This is a genomic window from Paenibacillus sp. CF384, from assembly GCF_900106745.1.
Taxonomy (GTDB): Bacteria; Bacillota; Bacilli; order Paenibacillales; family Paenibacillaceae; genus Paenibacillus_Z.
Genome location: NZ_FNNV01000014.1, coordinates 34732 through 59172 on the forward strand (window position 1 = coordinate 34732; position 24441 = coordinate 59172).

At 51.2% G+C, this 24441-nt stretch carries 18 protein-coding genes and 1 pseudogene; 2 read left to right on the forward strand and 17 right to left on the reverse strand.

Translation table 11 applies throughout. The features are described 5' to 3' along the window. Nucleotides 1–4: 4 nt before the first annotated feature. The 11 genes from BLW29_RS21105 to BLW29_RS21155 all read right to left on the reverse strand — a co-directional run bounded on the left by BLW29_RS21105 (nucleotide 5) and on the right by BLW29_RS21155 (nucleotide 10006). A complete protein-coding gene (locus tag BLW29_RS21105) occupies nucleotides 5–895 on the reverse strand; it encodes a hypothetical protein (RefSeq protein WP_090983258.1) in 891 nt (296 codons plus the stop codon). Nucleotides 896–914: 19 nt separating this feature from the next. Beyond that, nucleotides 915–1853, reverse strand: coding sequence for a type II secretion system F family protein (locus BLW29_RS21110; protein WP_090983260.1), 939 nt, complete (start codon nucleotides 1851–1853; stop codon nucleotides 915–917). After that, nucleotides 1850–3265, reverse strand: coding sequence for an ATPase, T2SS/T4P/T4SS family (locus BLW29_RS21115; protein ID WP_090983262.1), 1416 nt, complete (start codon nucleotides 3263–3265; stop codon nucleotides 1850–1852). The genes BLW29_RS21110 and BLW29_RS21115 overlap by 4 nt, the downstream gene beginning before the upstream one ends. Continuing rightward, on the reverse strand, nucleotides 3265–4137 hold the full coding sequence (locus BLW29_RS21120; protein WP_090983264.1) for a CpaE/TadZ family protein: 873 nt from the start codon (nucleotides 4135–4137) through the stop codon (nucleotides 3265–3267). The genes BLW29_RS21115 and BLW29_RS21120 overlap by 1 nt, the downstream gene beginning before the upstream one ends. Then, nucleotides 4134–4856 (reverse strand): CpaB family protein, encoded by a 723-nt coding sequence (locus tag BLW29_RS21125; protein ID WP_090983485.1) that lies wholly within the window; start codon nucleotides 4854–4856, stop codon nucleotides 4134–4136. The genes BLW29_RS21120 and BLW29_RS21125 overlap by 4 nt, the downstream gene beginning before the upstream one ends. A gap of 184 nt (nucleotides 4857–5040) precedes the next feature. Next, nucleotides 5041–5718: a hypothetical protein gene (locus tag BLW29_RS21130; protein ID WP_143044442.1), complete on the reverse strand. Its 678-nt coding sequence runs from the start codon at nucleotides 5716–5718 to the stop codon at nucleotides 5041–5043. Between the two features lie 14 nt (nucleotides 5719–5732). Then, nucleotides 5733–6425, reverse strand: coding sequence for a polymer-forming cytoskeletal protein (locus BLW29_RS21135; protein WP_090983268.1), 693 nt, complete (start codon nucleotides 6423–6425; stop codon nucleotides 5733–5735). 174 nt (nucleotides 6426–6599) lie between these two features. Next, nucleotides 6600–6950 (reverse strand): type II toxin-antitoxin system PemK/MazF family toxin, encoded by a 351-nt coding sequence (locus BLW29_RS21140; protein ID WP_090581240.1) that lies wholly within the window; start codon nucleotides 6948–6950, stop codon nucleotides 6600–6602. A gap of 3 nt (nucleotides 6951–6953) precedes the next feature. Continuing rightward, nucleotides 6954–7235, reverse strand: a complete 282-nt coding sequence (locus BLW29_RS21145) for a CopG family ribbon-helix-helix protein (RefSeq protein ID WP_090644307.1) — start codon at nucleotides 7233–7235, stop codon at nucleotides 6954–6956. Nucleotides 7236–7472: 237 nt separating this feature from the next. Then, nucleotides 7473–8651, reverse strand: a complete 1179-nt coding sequence (gene alr, locus BLW29_RS21150; RefSeq protein WP_090983487.1) for an alanine racemase — start codon at nucleotides 8649–8651, stop codon at nucleotides 7473–7475. A 170-nt stretch (nucleotides 8652–8821) separates the two neighbouring features. Next, entirely contained in the window at nucleotides 8822–10006 is a 1185-nt protein-coding gene (locus tag BLW29_RS21155; RefSeq protein WP_090983270.1) for an outer membrane lipoprotein-sorting protein, read from the reverse strand. A 301-nt stretch (nucleotides 10007–10307) separates the two neighbouring features. Between BLW29_RS21155 and BLW29_RS21160 the strand changes: the two genes are divergently transcribed. Beyond that, entirely contained in the window at nucleotides 10308–11786 is a 1479-nt protein-coding gene (locus tag BLW29_RS21160; protein WP_256208758.1) for an esterase-like activity of phytase family protein, read from the forward strand. Nucleotides 11787–12419: 633 nt separating this feature from the next. Here the strand turns inward: BLW29_RS21160 and BLW29_RS31870 are convergent. The 5 genes and pseudogenes from BLW29_RS31870 to BLW29_RS21180 form a co-directional block, all read right to left on the reverse strand. Beyond that, on the reverse strand, nucleotides 12420–12872 hold the full coding sequence (locus BLW29_RS31870) for an antibiotic biosynthesis monooxygenase (protein ID WP_256208777.1): 453 nt from the start codon (nucleotides 12870–12872) through the stop codon (nucleotides 12420–12422). Nucleotides 12873–12902: 30 nt separating this feature from the next. Continuing rightward, nucleotides 12903–13289 (reverse strand): annotated as a pseudogene (locus tag BLW29_RS31875) (ankyrin repeat domain-containing protein); the annotation flags it as partial. A gap of 29 nt (nucleotides 13290–13318) precedes the next feature. Next, nucleotides 13319–14128 carry an ABC transporter ATP-binding protein gene (locus BLW29_RS21170; protein ID WP_090983274.1) on the reverse strand — a complete coding sequence of 270 codons (810 nt, stop codon included), beginning with the start codon at nucleotides 14126–14128 and terminating at the stop codon, nucleotides 13319–13321. Continuing rightward, nucleotides 14125–15153, reverse strand: coding sequence for a FecCD family ABC transporter permease (locus BLW29_RS21175; RefSeq protein WP_090983275.1), 1029 nt, complete (start codon nucleotides 15151–15153; stop codon nucleotides 14125–14127). The genes BLW29_RS21170 and BLW29_RS21175 overlap by 4 nt, the downstream gene beginning before the upstream one ends. A 4-nt stretch (nucleotides 15154–15157) precedes the next feature. Then, nucleotides 15158–16429: an ABC transporter substrate-binding protein gene (locus tag BLW29_RS21180; protein ID WP_177186739.1), complete on the reverse strand. Its 1272-nt coding sequence runs from the start codon at nucleotides 16427–16429 to the stop codon at nucleotides 15158–15160. 407 nt (nucleotides 16430–16836) lie between these two features. Between BLW29_RS21180 and BLW29_RS21185 the strand changes: the two genes are divergently transcribed. After that, nucleotides 16837–18408, forward strand: a complete 1572-nt coding sequence (locus BLW29_RS21185) for a methyl-accepting chemotaxis protein (protein WP_143044444.1) — start codon at nucleotides 16837–16839, stop codon at nucleotides 18406–18408. Between the two features lie 339 nt (nucleotides 18409–18747). On the opposite strand, the gene BLW29_RS21190 is transcribed toward BLW29_RS21185, so the two are convergent. Continuing rightward, nucleotides 18748–24408: a CIA30 family protein gene (locus tag BLW29_RS21190; RefSeq protein WP_090983281.1), complete on the reverse strand. Its 5661-nt coding sequence runs from the start codon at nucleotides 24406–24408 to the stop codon at nucleotides 18748–18750. Between the last annotated feature and the right edge of the window lie 33 nt (nucleotides 24409–24441).

Sequence of the window (24441 nt, forward strand, 5' to 3'; positions counted from 1 at the left end):
TTCGTTAATTCAGGGAGCTAAACAGCTTCTGGCCTTCTCGAACCCAAGGGTAAATAAAAATCTGAAAGGTATACATGATCGGAAGCCCTGCTATGGCAAATAACAAGTAGGATGTCGTTTCCTTGCGACTGTCCTTAGCCAACTCCAGCTTCTCCTTGTAATCTTGAATTCGCTCTCGCAGCAGCTCATAATACTGCTCGCTCCCGTGGAGCCGCAGGGAATCGATCGTCTCGACGAAGCTCAGCCCCTCTTCGGTTCCAAGCCGCAGCTTAAGCCGCCTTAATGCCCCTTCTGCATCGTGGTACCACTCGCCAAGCAGCATCTGAAGCTCGCTACGCAAGGTGCGCGTGTAAGGCAAACAGCGCATCAGCTTCGTATGAATATGAAGCGATGAACCTGCCAGATAAAGCAATTGATTGCTGACGACATAAATCTCCTTGGTCATCCGCTCTGCTCTCGTCTTCCGAATCGCTTCCAGCCAAGGAAGATCCCAGAGCAAGAACAGGATTACGATAAACAGCAGTAACGGCGCGCTTATACGCGGCAAAGCATTCCATTCCACATAGGTGAAACCGTACGCTGCTGCCGACCAGATCGGGACAAGCAGGAAGAAGAGTCTGCGCAGCAGCACATACAGAGCCGCATCACCTGTATAGCCGCATCCGGCGAGTAGTCGTTCCCGCTCCTTAAATGAGCTGCTTTCACGACTGATTCTCGCAAATGAAAGCCACTGATCACTGACCGTTTTCTTCCGCCAATGCTGCATGATTACATGCACATAACGCGGCTTCTTAAACGTCAGAAGCTTCATCAGGGAGACGAAGAGCAGGAATAACACTGCATATTGGCCGCCAAGCGCTGCCCACATGACGAGTTTCGCAATAGAGTCACTCATAGTTGACTATGAACCTCCTTTACATTTTCTTGCGAGATAACCATAACCCCATAACGAATGAGCCGAAAATCATCATCCCTGCGTTAAGCAATAAATCTCGCCCTGCCGGATCGACAATATAATAGTGGTAAGCATTCTCAGGATTGTAATGGAAGTTGATCCCGATGAAGAGAAGGAGAAACAGGATCGGCGAGAAGTTCGCGATACGGATCTCGAGCAGCTTATTGCGCTCCTGCTGGTTGGCTCTGCGCGCCTTGCGCATATCGGTAATCAAGTCCTTTAAGTTGGCAGCGATCGGATGTCCCTCTGCCAGCCCTGCACGGACTATATTCACAAAATAATCCGCCCACACATGTCCAAGCGATGCCGCAAAAATTCGCAAACTGGCTTCATCATCGCCGCGGACGGATACATTCCTGTACAGCTGCTCGAACACAGCTTGCATAGGACCAAGAAGCCGCTTCTCTTCTACCGTCCGCTGAAGCGCCGATTTAATCTGCCTTCCCCCGCTGACGAGGCAACATTGATAGAACAGCTCCACTGCGGGCAGGAAATCGATTCGCGTCTTCATCTGGCGGTGCACCAGCATCGTCCGAAGCAGCATATACGGCGCCGTGACCATCACACCGCCAAGCATGGATGCTCCTTTGGCGCTTTGGAAAAACAGCGCCCCGAAGGATAGGCCAATTAGCAGCAGAAGCAAACTTGCAACGGCAAATGAGACAGGACGCCAGCTCAGCTGCAACGATTCAAGCAGCTCAGATAGATGGCGATACGTTCGATCGAAGCGCTGAAGAAAACGCGTAAACCGTTCATGAACACCACGATCTCTTCGATAATTCAGGCGATTGATGACTTGCTGCCGATGCAGCCATATGCCCATTATTCCTCGAACAGCAACAAATACGGCACCGAAGAGCGCAAAGATGAATGTAAGCAGCCCCAGCTTGACAATCATTTCGGCTCAACCCCCGCCATGCGCACGATATCCGGCATCCATACGGGATCCCATTGCTCCACAGACAGCGTCGTCATCCTAACCTGCGCCGCCGCCGACGGCCCCTGTGGATACCGCCAATCGCCAAGATTCTCATCGAATACAGCCCAATCTCTGACAAACACTACACCGTCAGCCCATCCCATTTCCGCTAATCGGACCAGCCGGCGTCGCCCTGCAGCAATACGCATTTCAATTCCAATCTGAGTCACATATTCAGCAATCCGTTTCGTCAGCCTCTCCGGGTTCATCCCCCGGCCATCGAGCATGCACATATCCGCAATCGCTTCGGGCACATCCTCCAGCATATTGGCATGCAGCGTTGTCATGCTGCCTGCATGTCCTCTCGTACACGCTCGCACATAGATGTTGGCATCCTCATCTCGAATCTCGGCATGAATAATGCGCTGTGGCGACTGACGCAGAGCCAGCTTGAAGGCCTGCGAAGATCGATGCATCGCATCTTCCTCGTCTGCTTCATATTCAATCACATTCTTCTTTGGGAAATCCCGCATCAGCATCAGCTCATGCCTGCCCTCAATGGTTACAATCCGCTCCTCGTCCGGCAACTCACCAATCAGCGCCTTGATGAGATTCGTCTTGCCGGAGTTCGTTGGGCCAATGACAACAAGGTTGAATCTTGCTTCCAGAATGGCCAGCAGCATCCGCCGAAGCCGCTCATTAATCGTTCCAAATTCCTCTTGCCCCAGCTGTTCCAATTCAAATCGCCTAACGGTATAGAATCGCAATGTCAGCGTAGGCTGAGCCGTAAACCCATGGCCGGTCATCGTGACCCGTGTCCCGTCTCGAAGCATCACTTCCGCCCATCGTTTGCGCGGATTGATGCGATCATTATTGTAGAGCACTAAGTTCTGCTGAATCCGCTCAACCTCGCGAAGCGATTCAAAGGCATAGTGGGACGGCGTACTCCGTCCGTCTCGCACTTCGAATATCCTCGTGCCCACGACCTGAATTTCCTCCAGCCCTTCCCGTTTCTGCAGCACCAGCTCCAGCACGCTCATTCCGATCACTTCGGCGAACAGTGCCTCCGCAAGCGTCGAATAAGGATGCTGATAGCCGGGCAGCTCGTGAATCCGCTGCCGAAGCAGACGATCTGCAATAACCGCGAGAATTCGCTCCCGATCGTACGTGTACCCAAGCACCGCTCGATTCAAGCTCTCGTTGTATTCACGCCGCTCTTCCTCTGTCTCGCCGCGCGGCAACGCCAAGTAGGCACGCACGTCTTCCGATAACCGGTTAAAGTCCCGCTGTGCATCATGCTCTGTTGCCGGGGCAGCAGCCTCAGTTGCCGACTCAACCGCCAGCAGCTTCGCCGAGAAGGCCGATGGCGAGAAGCGCCCGTCGCCTTTCATTAGGAGCTGACTCCGCCGCGATGGGTTAGCAGCTTCTTATACCAAGGCTGCACCGTCATCCTCATTTGCCGTTTCAAGCCGTAATGCGCAATGAGTTTACTTGAAGGCTCCTTCATGACCGCCTTCCCTCTCTCGTCATGAAGCAGCCACTCGTCGAGTGTTCCGCTATCAAGCTGTGATAACATCGGCTCCGATAATGTCAACTCACCTAGAAACGCAACTCCGAGCTCTTTACAAATATCCTTCACATGAAATCCTCCTCTGCCCCAGGGCTGATGTATTATAATCGCTTCATAATCGTGAGGAGCAACGCCGTACATAGCGGAAAGCTGCTTGATCCAGCGCTGTCCGTCCTCCTGAAAGTGAGACAACGCGCTTGTCGTTACGATAATCCGTTTATGTGCCTTACGAAGCGCACATAGTGTGGCTGCATTATCCCAATACGCACCGACATCCGCAATCACGATGCCGAAAGTCTGCTCAGCGACAGCGAGCAAATGCTCCACTTCTTCGATGGTAAAAAACTCTGCCTGATCTCGCATAATGTTGCCGAACAGCACATGCAGATCAGCTGCTCCTCGGCAGCGATGCATGGAACGAAGCAGTTTATCCGGCTGCAGGGAACCGGTAAGCAGCTCAGGTCGCAACGAATCCAATGTTGCACTGGGCTTATCTACACCTAGGAAACGATGCGCCTTCGCACTCTTGAGATTCAGGCATAGATACCCAACGGACCTCCCGCTTTCCTCTGCAATTCGGCAGGCCGAAGCGAAAGCCGCAGCAGTAGTACCGATATTAGGTGTCGTACCTAGAAAAGTGATGATCGGATTGGATGTCGCGGCACCGGCTACGGCTACGGCATAATCATTCATCGCGTTCCCCCCTCGGCTGCCGCAATAGCCAGCGATTCGGACGAGTAGGCAATCACCACTTTGCTCTTGCCGCCTTTACAGATCGAATCGAGCTTCAGCCACTGCGCCTCCGTCAGATTAAGATTGACGGCATCAATCATGCCGTTCGCATCACGTCTGGCGGCATACATGCCTTCTTTGTCCGAGTTGGCTAACGACATCAAGTTCGAATTGCTTGTATCGTCAATTTCGAGATTACCCGATGTTTTCACTGAGGCAACCGTTACCGATTCAGCAAACAACCTGGCAGATGCCACAGACTCTCCCGATAAATACAGCATCACTTTGTCTCCGGCACGAATGCCATTCGAGACGGAGAGGACATAGTCTCGCGGGATTTGAAAGGTGGCTTGCTCTCGGCTTGGCAGCAACCGGAACTTGTCCACCTTCCAGCTAAGCAAAGGCTCATTAGCTCCCAGAGGTACGATCACCTCCATGCCGTTCATCTCTTCTTCATGCAGAAACATCTCCGGAACGTAGGATGCTTTGGCAATCTGCTTCACGCCAAGCATCTCCGTTGTCAGCCGCTCTCCGGCATCTACGAAGCGAACCGGCACGATGACATTCACCGTCTCTTGAAATTTCACCTGACGCAGCTGCAGAACATATACTCCGTAGACAAGTAAACCTGACAATAGGGCTGCCGAAACGGTAACCCCTATATGACGCTTTCGATTCATGGCAATTCCTTTCCGCAGCTCTTCAAATAGCGATAAACAAAAAAAGAACGCAAGCAGGGGCATGGAGCCCAAGCTTGCGTTCTTCGCATAGCGGTCGCTAAAAATCTGCTACTATAATATTGAACTCATAATAACAGACCCAATTATCACTGTCTAGCATAAATTGTCATTTTCTCAAAAATTGTTATCTTTTCATTTCCTCATTCACAACCGATGCCTTATTTACCTTCAGCGACTTCCGATACTCGACCAGCCCAATTCTGCACCCTGGTCCGATGACCACGTTCGTTCCTCTTACAACATCGGCAGTCGTATGCTCCAAGTAAATATTCTCGCCTTCGATCAGCTCGCTGTTCAGTTCCATCGAATGCGGCTTTGTAAACCACTGCTTCATTCCGCCCCACTTGCTCTGCCGAACATTGATCCGTCCGCCCCCAATTTCCTTGGCGTGACAAGGACCCCATGGACGAATCTCCACTACATTCGCACTTAATAAGCCGTGAATATGGAACCCGCCTCGAACGTCAAAGTATTCAGCCTCGCATTCTCCAAGAACGGCCAGCTGCCCCCGTACCTTCAGCGACTTGCTGCGAATGCTGCCTGTCGTATCCATCTCGCCAAGCACATTCATCTGGGCGCCATAAACATCGCCTCGAACGGTCGTTTCCCCCACCTGGCGATAAAGGCCGACCTTCAAATCGCCTGATACGGTCAGGTTCCCCATGCTATGAAGGGATTCACTCTCTATCGAACCGAGCACTTGCCCTTCACCCAGCACGCGTATACTCTCATAATAACCGCCGGAGGTTGAGCCTGTTCCGGTAATCCGTACTTTTCTTCTGGTCCCCGTCATCATCTGCATCTCCACCTCGCCCCTTATCCGAAAATCCGCTCTCGCGAGCGAACAACCGCATCCGGATGGACAATGAGCTCCGACTCGAACTCGACGCGGTCAATTACACAGCCTGCGCCAATCTTAACTCGTCTGCCGCGCACAATTGTTGCTGTAGTTTCAACCAACTGGATATCATCGCCTTCAATGTGATCTGCGCGAAGTTGAGTTTGCCATGTTGCAGGTAAAATCGATTTCATCAGTCGTTTAAGTGTCCCGCTGCTTGTAATCATGATGCTGATTTGCTTGGCGCGAATGACTTCCGCTCGTACAGGACCATCCATATAAATATGCAGACGCTCCGCATCGAGCACACCATCCACGGTCATCGCACCTCTAACATCGCATCCCTGCGTCCTGCAATCACCTTGAATTTTCACAAAACCATTCGCTTGTAAGTACTCACTATCCACATGACCACGAATCGTAGACTGACCCTCAATCTTAGTCATGACCGCCTTCACCGAACCATCCACGGTCAACTTGCCCGACGCTTCGAAGCTCTCTTCTACACGAATGCTGCCTTTCACCTTAGCCAAGCCGTTCATCTTAAAGGAATAGCAGTCCAAGCTTCCGTCTACTTTGCTGACACCTTCGAGCTCAACGCGGTGAAAGTCCCCTCCGCCAGTCGTACCCACGCCTGCAATTGCAAAATCCGGTCGATTCATTGTCGTCATTCTCATGACCCTCCATCCATTCCATATGTTACTTTCATTATGGATGGAAACGACGCTTTCAAACAGCGGCGCAGGATGGAACATAAGCTACGTCCGAAGACTGATATCCTTGCTATGTAAATGGACAAAAAAAACAGAGCCATCCGGCCCTGCTGTCGTGTGATGCTCTTCAGTTCAAAAATCGATTAGACCGACACTGATTTGAAGCGCCTCGTCTACCTTACGCATCGTCTCATCATCCAGATGAGTGATCTTGTCAGTCAGACGCTGCTTATCAATCGTGCGGATCTGTTCCAGAAGCAGAACGGAATCACGGTCAAATCCATGCAACGCCGCATCAATCTCCACATGTGTCGGCAGCTTAGCCTTCTGAATCTGGGCCGTAATGGCTGCAACAATGACGGTTGGACTGAAACGATTGCCAATATCATTTTGAATTACCAGAACAGGACGAACGCCCCCCTGTTCAGAACCGACAACAGGTGACAAGTCCGCAAAAAACACATCGCCGCGTTTAACGATCAAGCTTTACACCCCGCTTACGAGTCGGCCGAGCGTATCGCCGGCATCTTCCTCCGCTTGAAAAGCTTCCGACGCCATCACTAGGTTGATTTTTGCCATTTCCAGATAGCCTCGCTGCATCGAATCGCGAATTTGTCGTTTCTTCCGCTCGATCAAATACAATTTCATAGCCTGACGAATGAATTCGCTTCGGTTCGAGTTTTCTTTGGCGACGATTCCGTCGACTTCCTCCAGCAAATGATCCGGTAAACTGATCATAATCCTTTTGGTATTTTGCAAATTGGCCACCGAACTCGCACCCCCAAAACATTTCCAGCAAAAAACAGTAACAGTATGTCATTGTTTGGTCCGTATTATACACCTTCATATGTATGCAGACCGTATAGCAAGTATGCTGCACCCGAAGATAAACGATTTAGACCGACAACAAAGAACATCTTAACAACATTATTCGAGATAAGACGATAAAATCCTTTAAATCCATTGAAAATCCTTAGCAGGTAATTCGTTCCTCCTGCATCGCGCTTACAGGAGGGGATTCGTCACAGCAACAACTTGCTGCCCTCGCATATATACGCGCGGTACACGCGCTGCGACCATACAGATGACTTCATAATTGATCGTGCCGAGCTTCTCTTCGAATTCCTCTGCAGAGATCACCTCGTCGCCTTGCCTGCCCATGAGCACAACTTCCTCACCGACTTGAACGGGACCTTGTTGAGCGGCATCAGCATCATCCAGCGCTATCATACACTGGTCCATACAAATCGTGCCGAGTACTCGTGCACGCTGACCACGCAGCAGCACTTCTGCCTTACCTGACAGCATGCGGCTAAAGCCATCCGCATAACCAACCGGGAGCGTTCCGATTCTCTCGTTGCCTTTCGTCACATAACGTGTACCGTAGCTGATTCCCCAGCCCTCCGGCACATCCTTGACCATTACGACAGCCGTCTTGAGTGTCATGACAGGTTCAAGCTGAACGCGTTGCCGATTGCACTCAGCGGAAGGATATAAGCCGTACATGCTAATACCAAGGCGCAGCATGCCGCCGCCCATCTCCGGTGTATCAATTCCGGCCGCACTGTTAGCAGCATGAATGATTGGAATATGAAGATCTGCTGCCTTAAGCTGTTTGACGAACGTAGAGAAACGCTCATATTGCAACTGCGTATAACTTTTATCGGCTTCGTCTGCTTTCGCATAATGCGTAAACAAACCTTCGACATGAATGCCTGGCTGTTCCATCGCGCGCGAAATAAACGCCAATGCATCCTCACCAGCAAGCAGGCCTAATCGTCCCATGCCCGTATCGATTTTCACATGAACAGCGAGTTTCTTATCGGCTGCCGGCAATGCTGCCGCAGCTTCCAAAATTTCATCGCTAAAAAGCGCAATTGCGATGTCCGCATCCCGCGCAGCAGCTAAGCCTTGCGGCGGTACATAGCCAAGTACCAGAATGTTCGTCTTAATACCGGCCTGCCGGAGTTGAAGTGCTTCATCAAGAAAAGCGACACCGAGAAAATCAACGCCGCAGCGTTCGGCTTCCCGAGCCGTTTCAATGGCGCCATGGCCGTAAGCATTCGCTTTCACCGATGCCATAAGCTTCATGCCTTCAGGCATTGCCCGGCGAAAAGACTGCAAATTATGAGAAAGCGCATCTAAAGATATCTCTGCCCGAGTAGGGCGATAATAAGCGTTCACATCCAACTTGCTCCACCTTCATTTCCAAAAAGTAAACGCCCGCCTTGGTGAGGGCAGGCGTTTATCTTATTAACCCGTAACCTATATGTTAAACGTTTTTGCTTCCTGATGTCAATGAATTGGAGGGTTTAACAGGCTCGATTCAGGCTGGAAAATGTTTATTGTACACACTATTTACTCATCTCGCCTTGTACGGATTGCGCGACTTTGATCATTTCATTTTGCGGCAGATTACCGGTTGTGATTCTGAATTCTGTGCCGTCGTATGTCCATGTCAGCGTGCGCTGTTCGTCTTCGGCACCGCTTATAGAGCCGTAAGTGAAGCCCAGATCGATCAGATCACCTTTCATTGCGGATACCGCGACATCCTTCGGCTGCGTTTGAATCAAGGTGTAGTCGAAGCTGCCTGCGTAACGAATCAGTATGCCCGCATTTCCGCCGAACACGATATCCTGCTGGTCTTTCTCCGATACGCCATCTGGAAGATAGGATGGCTCCATCGCTGTGAATGCCTGATTGATCGGTCCAAGCGTACCTTGTGAGCCGTCATCGGACTCTTCATTGGTTGTTCCGTTATTGTCCGGATTCGCCGTTGCATCCGAATCGGATTCGACTGCATTATTCGAATTCGTACTCGTATCTGTATTCGCATCGGTTTCAACATTTGCATTCGTATTACTTTGATCGGAATCCGGCTCAGCTGTAGTCGGTTTGTCGGCCGCTGCACCCATGTTCGTCTGCGTATCGAATACGCTCTTCTCCAGCTTGGAGCCGAATTCGAACGAATCGAACTTAACGGATACCATCACCGCTGCATTGGCATCGCTGACTTCCACTTTGCTCGGGGCATAGTCGGATTTGTTCAGCCAGATTTTCTGCCGTGCAAGCGATCCGTTCTGATAATTAGCCATGACATCAAATACATAAGCATCATTGTCCACTGCAAATTGGCGCGAGTTGTCGAGCAGAATGCTTTGGACCAGCGTTTGATACAAGTACACTTGCCCTTGGTTAGCCGGCCAATCGCTTTGGAAACGGAACACTTTATTCAGGCGCGGCGTCAAGACAAAAACGCCCTCATCGTTGCGCAACACGATTTGCGTGATGTCCTTCTTCGCGTTCGTCAAAGCAATGCGATAGTATTGCGGCTTCTGATAAGAAACATCCACCTGATACTCCAGCGGCTGCTGGCCCGTAAACAGCGTCATCGTGCCTTTGCCATGATAGCTGCCCAAGTTAGTAAGTGTTTTGTCCAATTCCTTGACAACCGATTCCGCGTCCTTAGTCCCGCAGCCTGCGAGCACCGCCGTAAGGCAAAGCAAAATAGCTGCGATTAAACTGAATCGACGACGCATGAGATCCACCCCTCATCACAATTTTTAAACGTATCCGGAGTTGCCCTTGACAAAAAGCCGTTTACGCTTGACTTGTACTATGTCTATGAGAGGACTTGGACAATTATGCAGACTAGCATGACAAGCTTGCGGGATCGATCTCGACATAAGAAAAGAAGAGCCCGTATAGGATCTCCTCCAATGTGTGAAAATGGTCTGATTTACAATTTCTCCAAACCACTATCATATTAGCTTAATAATTCTCTTCTATGCTGTTCAGAGATATGGCCCTGCCAGTATGTATAATAGAGGAGAGATGGGAATGAAAGCTGTAACAAAGAAATGGGTTGCCGTAGCAGGCGCTGCTTGCCTCGTCATGGGCAGTACGCAAATTGTACAAGCTGCCGACACCGCACTCAAAGCACTAGCAGTCCAAATCAAGCTGTTTGCAGGCGATTCTGAAGTGAAGCTGGATAAAGACGCCGTCACGATCAATGGCAGCTTATACGTGCCGGTGAGAGCGATGGGCGAGGCACTTGGACAAGAAGTGGCTTGGGACAGCACAAGCAAGAAAGTGACTTTGCGCGCGTATCCTTATGTTGCCGGCAAATACACGTGGACAAACCCTCCAAGCCTTGGACTCGATTTGAAGGAAGGCGGCTTCTCCGGTCTGACTCATTTGCCGGGCGATCCGGACAATGTCTTCTATACGCTTGCTGATCGTGGTCCAAACGGACAAATTACGATCGACAAGACGGTTAATCGCACATTCCCGGTGCAGGATTATGTACCTCGTTTCTATAAAATCAAGCTGGAAGGCAGCTCCGTGAACATCCTTGAGACGAACAAGCTGCTTCTTCCGGAAGGCACCAAAGGCGTCGTTTCGGGAAGTCGTTTCACGACTGGTCTTAGCAACATCGCTTCCGACGAGAAATCATACGACAACACAGGCAAGACTTTGCTGCCGCTAGATCCGGATGGACTCGATCTCGAAGGCATCGCATACAACAAGGTAGATGATACGTTCTGGATGTCCGATGAGTACCGCCCTTCGCTCATTCAATTGAAACGTGACGGTACGATTATCAGCCGTTATGTTCCGGTAGGCGATAAAGCGAAGCTTGTAAACGCGCAAATTCCGGTAATCGAAGCGATTCCGGCTGTCTATTCCAAACGCATCGTTAACCGCGGTTTCGAAGGCGTAACGATCAGCCCGGATGGCAAATTCCTCTACGCTTCCATTCAAAGCCCGATGGCTGTGCCGGATAAAGCGACAGGCGAAGCTTCCCGCAATCTGCGCATTCTGAAGATGGATTTGGCAACGAAGAAGCTTGTAGGCGAATATGTGTATGTGGCCGAGGATGCAAAATCATTCGTGAACGTTGCGCAGAAGGACGTGGTCATCTCCGATCTTCACGCACTGTCCGATGATGTTCTGCTCGTGGATGAGCGCGATAAGAATGAAGGCGCAGCAGCGCAAATCAAACGCGTCTACCGCATCGACCTCGCGAAAGCTACAAATATCCTTAACAACGCCGCTGTGAGCGGAAACGTTGAAGGGACATCGGATTGGAACGCGCTGAACGTAACAACTGCGCCGAAAGAGCTGGTTGTGGATCTGACGACGCTCGACTATCCGTTCGAGAAATTCGAAGGGTTGACCGCGCTGAACAAGAACACGCTGGTTATTGCCAATGACAACGACTTCGGCGTTGGTGAATACGATGCTAACGGCGTTCTCAAAATTACGGACAAGCAAACTCAAGTGTGGGTAATTAAAGTAAAAGATATGTGGAAGTAGAATAAAGGGCTGTCCGGTCGTCTTCGATGACTGGGCAGCCCTTCAATTTTTGGCATCATTGATATTTCCAGCGGTTTCCGAATTGCTAACGGATATCACAAACCGGGACAAATCTCAACATTAACAGTCGGTAGCACACGTGGCGATTTTTGTGTCGAGAGTTCCACTTTCGAATTCTCGATGGTTTTTAGCAGCTGTTTTGGAGCTGAGCGTTCGGTTTTTGAACTCTCAGCCTGGACAGGCCGTGAACCTGTGGCGTTTCTAGGACTGAGAATCGGGTTTCACGACTCTCAGCTTCATTTCACCTTGGTTTCGGCGCTGAGAGTTGGGTTTTCCTACTCTCAGCATCTTAAACCGGTGTATTTGCGGTAGGTTGAGGGCTGAGACTCGGGTTTCACGACTCTCAGTTTCATTTCACCTTGGTTTCGGCGCTGAAAGTCGGATTTTCCTACTCTCAGCATCTTAAACCGGTGTAATTGCGGGGGGTTGAGGGCTGAGAGTCGGGTTTCACGACTCTCAGCTACGTAACAGCACGGTTTCGGCTACGAGAGTCGGGTTTTCCTACTCTCAAGTTTTATAAACGTGGGCAAACAACAAAAAGCCTCCACTATTGGAGGCTTTTTGTTTGCTGCATTAGTTAGCGGCTGACTCAACCGGTGCGGACTCTGGCAAATGAGAGACCACAACTTGATAGATGGTCACTTTGTTGCCGACGATTGGACCTGCTGCTGCTTCCGCAGCCGGTTGGCCGCCGTGTCCTTGGCCTTGACCATGTGCTTGGCCGCCGTGTCCTTGGCCGTGACCGTGTCCTTGGCCGCCTTGGCCGTGAGCTGAACCTTGCGCTCCCTCGCGGCGAGTATGTGCATGACGGAAAGAATCGCTGTTCGCCCAAGCTTGGAAATCTTCTTCCTTCTCCCAAGTTGTGCATACGCGGATTTCTTCGGTTTCTTCCGAAACGACAGCATGCAGAACATCCATCCGGACAAATCCAGGGAATGTATGTACTGTCTTAGGCGTCTTGAAGCGTTCCAATACCGCCTCTGCAAAGCCGGCACGAACCTCAATCCGATTTTCTACCACAATCATCGTCTTCGTCCCCTTCTCATCGATATTCAAGAGCGACTTCAAATAAGAGACAACCTCTTTCGCTTGCTCCCCGCCGATCATCGCATGCTGCAGCAGCGTAATGCCGTGCGGTCCACGCGCATGAATCGATTCCGGATACTTGGTAAGCGTCGATTGGATCACTTCCAGGTCACCGAGCATAGCGGCAGCAAATAAGTCGATTCGCGCCCCTTTGGACAACAGCCACTCTGCAATGTCACGGCGTCCTACATGAGATGCCGCGCCAAGAGCTGTCTCCCAATCATCGCCGCCCCAGTTCATGGATGCGTGCAATAAAGCAGGCTCTTGCTCAAGCAGGGTTTGGACCTTATTCAAATCCGCGTGTGCTGCGCCTACGAATTCCCGCACCAATTCGGTGCTTAAAGCTGCTTTGGCCAATCGAATCTCCTCCTCATTATAACTTACTTTTATGCTGTCGCTTCATGAGGCTGTTTGTTTACAATACCGCTTGGCAAATAAACGGGAACACCTTCATCGTAGTACACTTTGGCTTCGATGCCAAACACTTCGCGGAAGAACTCCACACGGAATACTTCGCCCGGCGTGCCTTGCTTCACGATCGCTCCGTTCTTCATCGCTACAATCCGGTCGCAGAAACGAGCCGCTTGATTCAAATCATGCAGGACCATCACAACCGTAATGCCTTGATCCTGATTCAAGCTGCGGATCAGTTCCATCAATTCCAATTGATGCGCAATGTCCAAATAAGTCGTCGGTTCATCCAGCAGCAGAACACGAGGCGTCTGTGCCATACACATGGCAAGCCATGCACGCTGACGCTCTCCGCCTGATAATTCCAACAGGGAACGATGCTGCAGCCTCGTCATGCTGGTAACCTGCAGCGCCCAATCGACCACTTCCTCATGTGGGCCCCTGCATTCTTCATACCATTTCAAATGAGGATTACGCCCTCTGCGAACAAGGTCGCGCACCGTAATGTCCAAGGCGCCTTCCTGTGTTTGCGCAAGCATCGTCATCGTTCTCGCAACGGATTTGTTATCCATGCCAGCAAGATCCCGGCCCTCCAGCTCAATCTTACCGGATTGAGGAGTTGCAAGTCTTGCCAGCATGCGCAGAACAGTCGATTTGCCCGAGCCGTTAGGACCCACGATACCGAGCCATTCTCCGGCAGCAACTTTAAGATTGAAGCCGTTCACGATCGGAGCGGAACGCTCATAGCCATACTTTAATTGATCGGCAGCTATTGCAGGATTCATCGTTTGACCCCTTTCCTAAGCAAATAGAGGAAGAAAGGCGCACCGAGAAGCGCAAGTAAAATACCTACTGGGAACTCGATCGGATCAAACCAGCTGCGTGCAGCTGTATCCGCGGCCATGACTAACGTTCCCCCGCCCATGGCTGAAATGGGCAGCAGAATTCGATAGTCATTGCCGACTAACAGCCTTACGATATGCGGGACAACAAGGCCGACGAAGCCGACCATCCCAACGATGCTGATCGAAGCACCTGCCAGGAAGGTAGATAGCAGAATAATAAGCAATCTTCCGATCTCCACCCGGCTTCCGAGCAGCTTAGCGGCATCGTCGCCAAGGACGAGCAGGTTAGCTGTCTTAATCAAGAAGATCGAAGCTATGATGCCAATAACGGCATAGGGCAGCAGCGTTTGAAAATGCGGCCAGCTCCGTCCGTTCAAGCTTCCCGACATCCATGGCAGAACGGATTGAACCTTTTCACTATTCAAAATCATCAGCGCCGTCATCGCCGCGCCGAGCAGCGAATTGACCGCAACTCCCGCCAGAATCAATCGCATCGGAGAAGCGCCGCCTTTCCACGAGAGGGCATACACAACTGCTGCTGCAGTAAGCGCACCAAGGAAAGCCGCAATGGGCAGATAGGCGATCTTCTCGGGGAACAAAATCATAATAACAACAGCCGCAAGTCCGCCGCCGGAGGAAACGCCGATAATACCGGGATCAGCGAGCGGATTACGGAAGACACCTTGCAAGAAGGTGCCAGAGATCGCCAGGCAGATGCCTGCCAGCATGCCGGTCAATACACGCGGAAGCCTGAGATTCCAAACAATTTGCCTCGATTCCGAGTCGGAGGCGTGAAGCAATGAGCTCCACACCTCGCGCGCCGGAATCGGAATTGAGCCTGACATCAAGCCATACAACCCTGCAAGCAGCAGCAGGACAAGACTAATAATTAGTACACTGCCTCTGCGAATACTTCTCGAGGTTCGCACCTCTTGCGCTCTTTGTCCGGTTACGATTGTCGCCATCGGATTAATCCACCGTTAAGAGCAATTTGTTGATGGTTTCGATCGCTTGCGGCGCTCTGATGCCTGGGTTTGCCGCGAACAGATCGGAAGGCAGCACTTCAAACTTGTCATTCTTCACGGCCGGCAAGCTCTTCCAAGCTGCATTGGATTCGAATTCTTTCTTGAAGCTTGCTTTGACATCTGCTGCATCGCCATGCGTAATGAATAGAATAATGTCCGGATTTGCAGCCACGATCCGCTCAAGGCTCAGCTCCGCGTATTGCGGCATGCCGTCCATTCCTTTGAACGAAGAAGCCACGTTCTTACCGCCCGCAAGCTCCAAGAAGTTGCCAGGGTAGCTCGTAGGAAGCGCAATAACGAAACTGCCCGGTGCGCCGTAAACGATCAGTGTTTTCGGAGCTGTGGCCGGTTTCTTCAAACCTGTCACATCGCTGTTCATCTTCGCAATCAGCTCTGCGGCTTTCGTTTCTTGACCAAGAATGCGGCCATAAAGTTTAATCGAAGCTTGAATTTCAGTAAAGGAATTGTGCGAGTTGAACATCACTTGTGCGCCAAGCTTCTCAATCGTCGCTTGCTGCGTCTTCAGTGCAGGGCTTGCAATGACGAGATCCGGTTTCAATGTAGCCAGCTTCTCGAAATTAAGACCGTGAGAGCTTCCCACTTCTGGAACGGACGTCGCTTCAGCAGGGAAGACTTTGCCGATTGCAGTGGAACGACCGACAACTTTGCTGCCAAGCGCATAAATAATTTCCGTATCGGAGGAAGACAGCGTTACGATGCGGCTTGGTTTCTTCTTCAGCGTAAACGCGCCTGTGCTTGTCGTCACAGTCATCGTGCTGGTGATCGCAACGGAATTGAAGTTCTTATTGTATGTAACCCATTTGCCGAATGCCTCGGAGATCAGACGAAGCGGAACATAGGTTTTGCCATCTGAAATCACAGGTGCCGACTCCAGCGCTTTATAATCATTATTTATGTATGCAGAAGTAGAACCCACTGTCAGTTTAACCGTAACGCCGCCTTGTACAGCGGAAACGGATTTATTCTTCGCATCCCATGTTGCACGACCGCCAAGCGCATTAACGAGGCTGCTGTAGGGTACAAGCGTTCTGCCGTTAATCACTTTAGGTGCGGCATCGAGCGAAACTGACTTCCCGTCAAGCGTAACACTTATGGATGAACTTGCTGCTTGTGCTGCTTGACCTGACCCTATTGCTAAAGGAGCTGCTAGCACCGATGCAGCTAATAATGAACGAGTTAAAACTTTGGAAAACACATGACCACTCTCCCAATAATTAATAATGATAATCACTCTCAATCAACACAAATAATGATATTCGATAATGATTCTCATTGTCAATGATAACTTTTAATCTATTATTAATAATCTCGAAGATGCCTGCAGATCGTATTTCCCCTTCTACTATAAGGTGCATTTTCATAGAAACTGCAATGGATTTGCTTCAGAAAGAGGGGCATTCGAGCCTATGTTTATCCTTCAAGCAAGCCAAATTCCTCCGTCCGACTTTACCTCGCACTTTTCTAGCATTTGAACTTAAAAACAACCTGCTTTTACCCAATTCCATACAGAAATCAAATAGTTTTTACCCATTTGTTTTAACACTTTCCATGTATCTTTAGTATCAAAGAAGAACCTAATCCTATGAAACAGGAGTGAACCATGTGAAATTGTCCATACGCGTAAAACTAATGTCCAGCTTTCTTGCCATTCTTGCACTGCTGACCGGGATCGGGGTACTTGCTATTGTACAAATGGGATCGCTTCAGAAATCCAGTTCCATCGTTCAAACCAACTGGTTGCCGAGTTTAAATAATATAGGAGTCATCAAGGATGACTTCATGGAAGCACGCGTTAATGTCAATAAAATCAATTTGGAAAGCGATCCAGCCCAAATCGCGATTATTGAACAAACAATTAATGAAAGTATGACCAAAGCTTTACAGGATCTTAAGGCGTATGAGCATTTTCTTATCTCCGATGAAGAAACTGAAATTTACAATTCGCTTCATGCTAACATGCAAACTTACTCTGATGGGCTAGCTCCTATTATCCAAGCGAGAAAAGAAAATAAGCCTGAACAAGGGTATGCACTTCTCAATGAATTGTCTTCACAGCGAAAAAAGGTACAAGATGACTTCGACCGCTGGATTGTGTTCAATAATGACGGCGTTAAAGCGGAAGTAGACGGCGCTGCGCAAACGAATAAAGTCGGCAAATCCCTCATCATTGGCTTTGGTATTTTCGCCATAGCTGTCGGTATTGGGCTTGCACTTCTGATTTCCGAGTCGATGGTGAAATCGATCCGCTCCATTCTGAACGTAGCGACCAAAGCGGCGAAAGGCGACCTGCGCGATCAAGCTGTATCGAAGAGTAAGGACGAGCTTGGTACTCTTGCTACTGCGTTCAACGATATGATGGATAATTTACGCAGGCTTATCAGCCAAACCGTAACATCAGCACAGAGTGTTGCCGCCGCTTCTGAGGAAATCTCCGCTACGACGGAAGAGATAGCTAAAGGAAGCACAGAGCAAGCCGAATCAGCACAGGTGATTAGCGAGCTTGTACGTGAAATGTCCATTGCCGTTAATGATGTTGCGAACAAAGCCTCTGTTGTAGCTGAGCTGTCGGATAAAACAAAACGCGGTGCAGAGGATGGCAGCGATACGGTTAGTGCATCGGTGCAAAGCATGGAGAGGCTCTCCTCTCAAATGCAATTGCTGGAGAAAGACTCGCAGAAGATTGGTCAAATTATTGAGGTTATCGACGAAATTTCCGAACAAACGAATTTGCTAGCCCTTAATGCAGCGATTGAAGCGGCACGTGCCGGTGACCAAGGACGCGGGTTTGCCGTTGTAGCCGATGAAGTTCGCAAGCTGGCAGAGCGCAGCAGCGAAGCTACGCAGCAAATTGCCGAGATCATCAAAGGCATGCAGCATAATACCGATCAAAGCTTAAGAGCTATGGAGCATGCAACCCTGCAAACCTCCAAAACCGGGCAAACCTTCGAGAGCATCGTACGCATGGTAAGCGAAACTGCCGACCAAGTGACTGAAATTGCAGCAGCAAGCGAAGAGCAAGCCGCGCAGTCCGAAGAAGTCATGCGCGCAGTAGAAACAATTGCAGCAGCAAGCGAAGAATCAGCAGCGGCAGCCGAAGAAACAGCAAGCTCGTCGCAGACGCTTGCGCATCTGTCGGAAGAGCTCAACAAGAACATCAATTTCTTCAAAGTTTAGACCTATTAAGAAGCGGTGCGGTTCAGGGCTTGTTCTAGCCTTTGGCCGTACCGCTTTTGTGGTAGCGGGAAACGCTAACGGTCCGTGGAGGCCTTATTTGCCTCATAATTGCTCCACAAAAACGTAACGAACCGTGCAGGTCTTATTTCACGATTTAGAGGTGATTTGGGGCCGATTTTGCCAAAATAAGACCCCTGCGGTTCGTTAGAATTAATAGGTAGCTATTTTCGCGTTAATAGACCCTCTACGGTTCGTTAGAATAATTAGGCAGTTATTCTCGTGGCATTACTAGCAAAATAGTAAAGAGGCCGGCTGCATCTCGCAGCCGGCCTTCGCATTCTATTGGCGATGCATGAAGTTGATAATCGCCTGCACGGCTTCTGCACGAGTCGCGGTGTTAAGCGGTGAGAATTGCTGAGCTCGTGTTCCTTGCATCAGGCCGGAAGCAACAGCTAGATTCACGTCTTCCTTCGCCCACGAAGCAATTTGCTCCGCGTCCGTGAATGGCTGTGCTTCGCCTGCCGCAGGCGTGTCAGCAGCTTCCTTCTTACCTCCGAAAGCCAGCATCCGGTTCATCAGCACCGCCATTTCCTGACGGCTGATCGTCGCTTGTGGAGCAAACAATGCGGCGCTTCTGCCTTGGATCAATCCATGCCCGTAAGCAGCCTTTACAGCATCCGCATACCAAGCATCGGAGGCAACATCTGTGAAGACCTGTTTTGCATCTTCACCTGCCGAAAGCTGCAGAGCATTCACCATCAGCTGAACGAATGCTGCACGGCTGATCGCTTGCGTCGGTGCGAAGCTGTCGGCGCTTACCCCCTTCACAAGATGATGTGCCGCAGCCTCTGTTACTGCTGCGAAAGCCCAGTGTGTTGAAGGTACATCTGTGAACGTCTTTTTATACGTCATAACCGCATAAGTGCTGAAATGAGAGAGCGGTGCAGAGATACTGCCTGCTTGCTCATCGACCTGCCCGCCTACATACTCCCAAGCGCCAGAGGTAGGGTTGTAGTAGTAGATTCCCATGAGCTCCGGATGTCCGTCCGCCCCAACATGGACCGGAATTGTAAGAATGACAGGCTTCTCAAACGTCGTCAGCTTATGCTGCTTCCCGTCCTTCGTTACAATAGTAAGCTCCAGTTGATAGACTTTACCTTCCAGCTGATATCCCGTTTGCAGAGGAGCTCCCTCTTCCGTACCCTGATTCTCCTTAGCAGCGAGTTGAAGAGAGATCTTCGCATCTCCCCGTACATTCGGTTCAACCAGCGCAAGTAATGCACGCAGCACCTCCGGAGCGATTTGCGCCTTCACTCCTTGAGCGTCTACAACAAGAGTGTTGTCCCCAATAGTACCCGCCAGTGATGCTGGAATTAACAATTCATTCTTACCGCCTTGCAGCGTAACCGAAACCTTGCCATCCTTGATGCCGCTCTTCACATCAGACTCACTGAGATTCTGCTGGTTCTGGAGCAGCTGGTCCGGTACATAAACGTAACCCGAGCCGTTGCCATCACCATCCGGAACTTCAGGATCGACCGTACCATGATAGACGCCAATCGAATCCACATAGAGCGTGCCTTCACCTACCGGTCCGTCTCCTTGATTAATGTACAGCGAGAACTCTGCGAGTGAACCAAGATCAATAATGCCATTGCCCTTGGTGTTCCATGGTGCATGCCGGAATTCGGAGAACGGAAGCTTCAAGACACCCGCCTCCGTGCCGGATAGAACGCGGTAAGCCTCCCACGCTTCGCCGTCCGGTTCGATAAATTGAATGGTCAGCTTGCGGCCCGATCCATCCGGTGTCAGCCAGAAGGAGACGCCATCGTAGCCTGCCCATGACATGCCATTCAGGTTCTTCGTCATCCCGGCGAAGTTCGTGGCTTCCGTTAGCGTGTACGTATAACGAAGGCCGTATTTGCCGGCTTCCTTATGTTCGCTGTCCGGCGTCAGTGTAACAGGTCCGCCCCACGTATTGCTCGTGTAGGCTTTCTGCGCAAGCAGCTCGCCCCCGCCGTAATAGTCGAAGTTGTCGATAATCGGTACATTGCCAAGCATCAGATCGTCGACATAGAGCACATGACTGCCTGCCGAGCCCGCGCCTTTATTGACGAAGATCGAGTATTCCGTCAATGCCGACAAGGAGAGCAATCCATCTCCGCTCGACCACGGATTACGCGCGAAGCCGCTTAACGGTACTTCATATACGGCGCCTTCCGTTCCGGCAGGCGTGAGCTGCGCTTCCCAATAGTCGCCATCTGCATCCTTCAACTGCAGCGTGACCCCGTTCTGCGAACCATCCGATTGGAGCCACAGGGAAAGGGCGTTGCCGCCGGATGCCAGATTCATGCCGCCAAGCGATTTGGTCACGCCGGCATAACCTTTCTCATCGGTCAGCGTGTAGGCCAGCTTAAGACCGTAGTCCCCTTCAGACTTATGAGCCGTATCCAAGCTTGCAACGATCTCGTCACCGTCGCTTTTGCTCACATAAGCGGCAGATGCTAAACCGCTCGAGCCCTGATAATATTCAAAGCCATCGATATGCCCGACTTTAGCCACTTGAATGGAATCGAAATACAGCGTTCCTTCACCCGCGCCACTTCCGCCTTTCTCCACATAAAGTGAGAATTCTGCAATGGAACCGAGATCGATCACGCCATTAACCGGTGCATTCCATCCCGGTCTGGCAAAGGCATGGAACGGAATTTGCACGAGCCTTGCTTCATCGCCGGACACGCGCAGCTTCACTTCCCAATACTCCCCGCTTGTTTCTTTAAACTGTACGGTTATTCCGCGGTTCTGGCCATCCGGCTTATACCACAGCTCAATGCCATTATTACCGCTCCAATCGATGGCGTCCATGTTCTTCGAAACGCCTGCATAACCCTTCGCATCGGTAAGGGCATAATCCAGCTTCAGTCCATACTCGCCGCCTGCCTTTACATCGGAAGAAAGCGACAAACTAAGCGCGTCTCCGCCGGCATTCGGCGTATAGGCTGCTTGAAGACGAGCATTATCTCCCTCATACGATTCGAAGGTATCAATCGTCGGAAGCCGGTACAATTTGATGCTGTCAAAATAAACCACATACTCCGCAGGCGCACCGTCTACGTAAAGCCCGAAGGAGGCAACCTTACCGGCATCAATCACGCCATTGCCTTGCGATGCATGACTATCCTTCCACCACTGCGGAATGTAGAACTTGCTGAACGGGACCTGCACGAGAACCGGATCTGTGCCGGAGATCCGCAGGTCCGTCTTCCACACCTCGCCTGATGTATCAAGGCCCTCCGTCAATTGCAGCGTAACGCCCATATCGACACCACCGAGCTGAACCCAGAACTGCATGCCGCTGTTACCGGACCAGTCGGCGTTGTCCAGCGCCATCTCAAGGCCGCCCCAGCCCTGGCTCATCGAGGTCTCCAGCTTCAAGCCATAATCGCCCTCGTTCTTATGCGCTCCATCCAGCGTTAGCGTAATCGGCGAACCGGATTCGTTCACCGCATAGGCGCTGCGAAGTGCAGTACTCGAGCCGCTGTAGCCGTCAAAGCCGTCAATAAGCTGGCTCTTCGACAGCTCAGGCGGTGCTTCAAGCTGCTCGTCGCCTACGCCGATGGCAATTCTGCTCACTTGCGGGTTCCAGGTCTGATCCGCTTGGCTTAACGGGAATTGAACCTTCAGATATCGCGTTCCCGCAGGCAACTTATACGCCGTATACTCGGTGCGCGTCCACCAGCCGTCCCCGCCTTTGCTGGCTTTCACAGCCGTGCCGTACTCCGTAAAGCTCACGCCGTCAACAGACGTGAAGAATTTGAAATCCCCCACGAGATAGGCACTTGGATCTTGCCTTGCATACGTAAGCAGCTTGAAGTAATTCATGTCACCGCTCGTCTTATACTGGAAGAACTCTTCTGTATCGGAGCTGCGGGTAAGTCGTTTGTTATCGCCGCCAAAATACGCATCCGGGTTGTCGGTGCTGAAGCTAAGGTTGATGCTGCGGTCATTCATTTTGACGAAATTATTCATATCATCGATCAGCACGCCGTTTGCCAGCTCCGGACGCTGAATGGAATCCGGGAAGGTCAGCGCGCTGCCGTCCGTGCTGTACTCGATTTCCACTTCACCAAGCTCTGAAGCGCTGTAATCGCTTGGGAACACGAGCTTCACGAACTTCGCCGCTGCCGGCAGGCTGCCCGAATACTCAACCTGATGCCATGGGCCGCCGTTATCAACAGCTGCAACATCAAGTGCCTCATAGGTCTCGCCATCTGCGGAAATGAAGATGCTGTAGGCCGTAGAAGCCAGTTTCTCCGGGTCGATATACGCCGTAGCCTTCACTTGCAGTCCCGTCACTCCTGAAGAAGAAGTCGGCAGCGCATAAACAATATATTGCTCCTGCGAGGTTTCCAGCTGCTTGAACCGTGAAGGGTCGCCGCCGAATCGAACCGGATTCTTCGCTTCGAATTCCAAGTCGGTCGAATAGTCATACAGCTTCGAGAAATTGCGCATGACATCCTTCATCACATGTTTCGCGATCACCGGACCGACAGCAGTCGAATAATCGGAGGAACCGGACGCGTTATTCGCTTTCAATCGGTAGTAATACGACGCGCCGGTTACGGCTGACGTATCATGGAACAGCTGCGTTTCTCCTTCGACCGCATCGGAAACACCATTCCCGACGACGCTCCAAGCTCCATCCTCCGCAACCGCATCCGCATCCGAACGTTCAACGGTATACGAGCTGGCTCCGACAGATCCGAGCCATGAGATCGTAGACACCTCATTGATCGGCAGCAGCTGCGGCGTATCCGGAACCGGCAGCGGCGGAACCTCGTTAATGCCGCGAATATGATAGGCATGCCTGCTCAATGCCCGAAGCAAATTCGTTTCGTCGAAGCCGTCGCCGGAAGGGAAGCCCGGCCAGCGGTATGCGCCGTAGAAGACGCCGTCCTTCACGCTTTCCGTATGCGGGTAGAAACCGCCGTCGCGGTTATGCATACGCATGCTCCAGATCATGGCGCCGCTTGCACCGCTTTCCTCCACGATGTTTAAGAACTCTTCTACCTGCGCCGTAGGCTTGAAGCCAAACTCGCCAATGATGAATGCTTTCTTGCCTCTTGCCTTGCCCATGTCTAGATTGGCCTGCGCACCGTAATCGGAGTAATGATCCGGGTAATAGTGGTTGGATACGATGTCGATGTTGGGATCGTTCAACGAAGCATCGTCAATGCCATATTTTCCGTCGATAACCAAGTGATTGGCATCCAGGCTCTTGATATATGCCGCGATATCGCTGGTCCATGCTTGTGACGACGGCACCAGCTCATTGCCGGTCTCCCAGCCCAGAATAGCAGGATCATCCTTGTAAGCTACACCTGTATAACTGTTCACCCTGTTCACCACATGCGCGATGACGGACTTGAAGTCCGCAACCAGCTGCGGATCGCTCCAGAAGGCCGCTTCGCTCTTGCCGCGGAAAGCCGCATACTCCTTGATGCCGCCTTGCCACTGATACTGATCGACGAAAGGAAGAATAATGCGCACGCCGTACTGATTGGCGAGCTGCAGCATTTTATCCAGCGCCTTGAACACCTCTTCGTTAAACTGCAGCGGACCGCCCGGCGTGGCAGGTCCCATAACAGCCCGCTCCTCCGTCGTGTCATCCGCTTTCTTCACGGACAGCACATAAGGCCGCGTTACATTTCCGCCCATCTGTACAAGTGCTCGGAACGCATCCTCCTGCTCCCATGCCGTCGGAACCCGCCAATGAATATCCTCGATCATGCTGAGCGTTGGCACGTTGGCCGAAATAAACCGGAACGTCGTCTCGCCGTCCTTCAATGTATCGCCGTCACGCGTAATAAAATCCTCAAAAACAGATGCAGCCGCAGGCAGCTCTTCCGCATGAACCGGCCGCGAAGCCGAAAAAACCGATAAAAAAGATGACACCGTGAGAGCCAGGGTCATCAGGATAGGTATATAACGTTTGAACAAGATCGTTACCTCCCGAACATGGAATGTGTGGAG

Bases quoted from the DNA above. Each gene is read 5' to 3' on its own strand.
- BLW29_RS21125 (WP_090983485.1), bottom strand. From the start codon at position 4,856: ATGAATCGAAAGCGTCATATAGGGGTTACCGTTTCGGCAGCCCTATTG.
- BLW29_RS21170 (WP_090983274.1), bottom strand. From the start codon at position 14,128: ATGAATCCTGCAATAGCTGCCGATCAATTAAAGTATGGCTATGAGCGT.
- BLW29_RS21115 (WP_090983262.1), bottom strand. From the start codon at position 3,265: ATGAAAGGCGACGGGCGCTTCTCGCCATCGGCCTTCTCGGCGAAGCTG.
- BLW29_RS21110 (WP_090983260.1), bottom strand. From the start codon at position 1,853: ATGATTGTCAAGCTGGGGCTGCTTACATTCATCTTTGCGCTCTTCGGT.
- BLW29_RS21175 (WP_090983275.1), bottom strand. From the start codon at position 15,153: ATGGCGACAATCGTAACCGGACAAAGAGCGCAAGAGGTGCGAACCTCG.
- BLW29_RS21135 (WP_090983268.1), bottom strand. From the start codon at position 6,425: ATGACGACAATGAATCGACCGGATTTTGCAATTGCAGGCGTGGGTACG.
- BLW29_RS21120 (WP_090983264.1), bottom strand. From the start codon at position 4,137: ATGAATGATTATGCCGTAGCCGTAGCCGGTGCCGCGACATCCAATCCG.
- BLW29_RS21130 (WP_143044442.1), bottom strand. From the start codon at position 5,718: ATGCAGATGATGACGGGGACCAGAAGAAAAGTACGGATTACCGGAACA.
- BLW29_RS21155 (WP_090983270.1), bottom strand. From the start codon at position 10,006: ATGCGTCGTCGATTCAGTTTAATCGCAGCTATTTTGCTTTGCCTTACG.
- BLW29_RS21160 (WP_256208758.1), top strand. From the start codon at position 10,308: ATGAAAGCTGTAACAAAGAAATGGGTTGCCGTAGCAGGCGCTGCTTGC.
- BLW29_RS31870 (WP_256208777.1), bottom strand. From the start codon at position 12,872: ATGATTGTGGTAGAAAATCGGATTGAGGTTCGTGCCGGCTTTGCAGAG.
- BLW29_RS21105 (WP_090983258.1), bottom strand. From the start codon at position 895: ATGAGTGACTCTATTGCGAAACTCGTCATGTGGGCAGCGCTTGGCGGC.